This window comes from Streptomyces spongiae, assembly GCF_009377185.1.
GTDB classification, from domain to species: domain Bacteria; phylum Actinomycetota; class Actinomycetes; order Streptomycetales; family Streptomycetaceae; genus Streptomyces; species Streptomyces spongiae.
In genome coordinates this window covers 1-3316 of record NZ_VJZC01000830.1, presented here as the reverse complement: position 1 = coordinate 3316, position 3316 = coordinate 1, and the positions used below count along the sequence as shown (strand labels likewise).

The 3316-nt window shown below is 71.0% G+C and carries 2 protein-coding genes; one reads left to right on the top strand and one right to left on the bottom strand.

Annotation, left to right across the window (positions count from 1 at the left end; all coding sequences use genetic code 11):
• Window positions 1–382 precede the first annotated feature (382 nt).
• Window positions 383–2359 carry a copper resistance CopC/CopD family protein gene (locus tag FNH08_RS47420; RefSeq protein WP_322726581.1) on the top strand — a complete coding sequence of 659 codons (1977 nt, stop codon included), beginning with the start codon at window positions 383–385 and terminating at the stop codon, window positions 2357–2359.
• A gap of 63 nt (window positions 2360–2422) precedes the next feature.
• Here the strand turns inward: FNH08_RS47420 and FNH08_RS47415 are convergent.
• Window positions 2423–3316 (bottom strand): beta-galactosidase small subunit (locus tag FNH08_RS47415; protein ID WP_228034809.1); only part of this gene is annotated, 894 nt, incomplete at its 5' end.

Genomic DNA, 3316 nt, shown 5'->3' with positions numbered 1-3316 from the left:
GGTAGGGGCGGCGGGGGCGGAAACACCCCGTCCCGCATGAGCACATGGCCCCCCTCATCCGTATGTATACGACAGCCATGAACAACGGATCCGGAGACGCGACGTGGGCCGACCGAGGGGCGATGGGCGAGATGGTGGACGACGAGACGAAGGAACCCCCGGCGGTGTCTCCACCATCGAGTCACTCAGGTCACACGAGTCACCCGGCCCCGACGCACGGGACCCCCGGACCCACGGAAACCCCCGGACTCACGGGAACCCCCGGACTCACGGGAACCCCCGGACTCACGGGAACCCCCGGACTCACGGGAACCCCCGGACCCACAGGAACCCCAAGACTCACGGGAACCCCCGGAGGGAACGGCGTGGGCTTCAGCGCCTGGTGCTGCTGGGCACCGTGCTGGTCCTGTTCCTCCTCGGCAGCGCGGGAACGGCGTCCGCCCACGCGGCACTCCGCGACAGCGACCCCCGCGACGGAGTAGTCCTCAAGTCCGCGCCCCGCCAGATCACGCTCAGCTTCACCGAGTCCGTGAGCCTCCTCGACGACTCGATCCGTGTCGTCGACCCGGACAACCGCGCCGTGGAGACGGGCGAACCGGGACGCGCGGGCAAACGCTCCGACACGGTCCGCGTGACGCTCCCGGCCGACCTGGGCAAGGGCACGTACACGATCGCCTGGCGCGTCGTCTCCGCCGACAGCCACCCGGTCTCCGGCGCGCTGCTCTTCTCGGTCGGCGAGCCCTCCGCGACCAAGCCCGTCGCCACCACGCCCACGGAAGACCCGGTCGTCGCCTCCTTCTACAACATCGCCCGCTACGTGGCGTACGGTGGCCTCGCGCTCCTCATCGGCGTGACCGTCTTCACCGCGCTGCTCGGCGGTCTGAGCGCGGCGCTCCGCACGCTGCTCGTGGCCGGCTGGTCGGCGCTTCTCGCCTCCACGGTGGCCCTGCTCCTCCTCCGCGGCTCCTACGAACGGGGCACCGGCATCACGGAGATCCTGGACCTGTCCGTCCTGGCGAACACGGCCACGAGCAGGCCCGGCATGGCCCTGCTCGCCCGGCTGGTCCTGCTGGCGGGGGCCTTCTTCTTCGTACGGTTCGCACGGGGAGCGGCCGCCATCACGGAAACGGGCGGCGCCGTACAGGAAACGAGCCCCCGTCAGAAGGCCGTACTCGCTGCCGGAGTCGTCTTCTCCGTCGGCCTCGCCCTGACCTGGGCCGCGGCCGAGCACGCCTCCGCCGGCATCCAGGTACCCGCCGCGATGACGTCCTCCGTGCTGCACCTGCTCGCCATGGCGGCCTGGCTGGGCGGTCTGACGGCGCTGATGACCGTGCTGTACCGCGCCCCCGAGGACCTCTCGGCCACCGTGGTCGCCCGGTTCTCCCGGCTCGCCTTCCTCTCGGTGACTGTGCTGGTCCTCACCGGCGTGTACCAGTCCTGGCGCGGCCTCGGCTCCTGGGACGCGGTCACGGGGACGACGTACGGCAGGCTCCTGGTCGCCAAGCTGGGCGCGGTGGTCCTGCTGCTGGCGGCCGCCTACTTCTCACGGCGCTGGACGGCCCGGTGGGTCGCGGCCGGCGTACGGGAACGGCGGCCCGAGAAGGAACAGGTGCGGGCGGAGGTGGAGGTGCGGGTACCCGAGCGCGTGGGCGGCGGCCCCGCGGAGACGACCGCCGCGACCGACGGCACCGAGCCGGCCGACGACGAGGCCACCGTACGGACGGCCGACGCACCGGGCGGGACGAACACAGGCACCGGCACCGGCTCCGGCTCCGGCTCCGGCGGCGACGGTCCACGAAACACCGACGGCAGCGACGGCAGCAACGGCCCCAACAACACCGACAACACCGACACCACCGACCCCGACGCACACCGCCTCGCCCTCCGCCGCTCGGTCCTCGCGGAGTTCGCCGTGGCCATGGTGGTGATGGTGATCACGACGGTGCTCACCGTGACGCTCCCCGGCCGCGCCGAGGCCGAGTCGGCGGGAGCGAACAGGACGGCGGCGACCGGTGGGCCCACCCCCTCCAGCAACCTCATCCCGTTCGACGTCGGCACGCCGAACGGCCACGGCAAGATCCAGCTCGACCTCGCCCCCGGCACGGTCGGCAAAAACTCGATCCAGGCGGTGCTGTTCGGCCCCGACGGCGGCATCGCGACCGTCCCCGAGGTGCGGGTGACCTTCACCCTGCGGTCCCAGGACGTCGGCCCCATCGACGCCAAACTCACGAACAGGGGCGGCTACTGGGCGACCGACAGCCTTCAGCTCCCCCTCCCCGGCACCTGGACGATGAAGATCACCATCCGCACCACGGACATCGACCAGGTCACCGTGGAGAAGAACGTGAAGGTCTCCTAGCGGAGCCGCACATCCATACAGCCCCGCGCCCCGTAAAGGGCGCGGGGCTGTCTGTATGCCCGCTCAGTCCGTGAACTCCGCCGCCGTGGGCCGGCGCGAGGTCCTCGTCGCCTCGTCGACGTCGGTCAGGGGCCGGAGCCGATAGGTGTACGCGTAGTCGCGGCTCGCGAAGAGCTTGTACTCGTCGTGGGTGTGCGCGCCCCAGCTGTTGTCGCCGCCGACGCCCATCTGCCGGTGGTTGACGCGCAGGACGACCTCGTCCCGAGGGGTGAGCTGGTAGTCGTGGCGCACCCCGGACGACAGGTCCTCCGGGGTGAAGTGCGAGGCGTTGACCTCCAGCAGCGGCTCACCGGAGACCAGCAGCCCGAAGCCGTTGCGGTCGGTCAGGGCGGCCCAGCGGACGTCGGTCTTGTTGCCGTTCTCCTGCGGGCGGATGTACGGGGTCCACTGCTCCGAGACGGTCCCGGAGTACACGCCCACGTCGGTGCCGTCCTTGCGGTCCCAGTGGTTCTCCTCGGGGCCGCGGCCGTAGTAGCGCAGCCGCTCGAACCGGCCCGGCAGGAACAGCAGCGTGCCGACCTCCGGGATGTACGGCAGGGACGCGGCACCAGGGTGCAGGGTGTTGTCGACTTTGATCTCGCCGTTGCCGAACACCGTGTACGTGGTGGTGTACGTCGACTCGACCGTCGTGGGCAGCGTGCCGCTGACCTTGATCTCCACGGCCTTGTCGCGGAGGGCGCGCACGCTCACGTCCGTCACCTTGCGCTGCGTGCCCGCGTCACGCCAGGTCTGGTTGCGGGTGTGCTGGCCGTTGCCGCGGTCGTTCTCGGTGGGTGCCCGCCAGAAGTTCGGCGCGGGCCCGGAGGTGATGAGCCGGGTGCCCCGGGCCTCGTACGACGTGATGACGCCGCTGCCCTTGTCGACGGTCACGGAGAAGCCCTTGCCCTTCACCGTGAC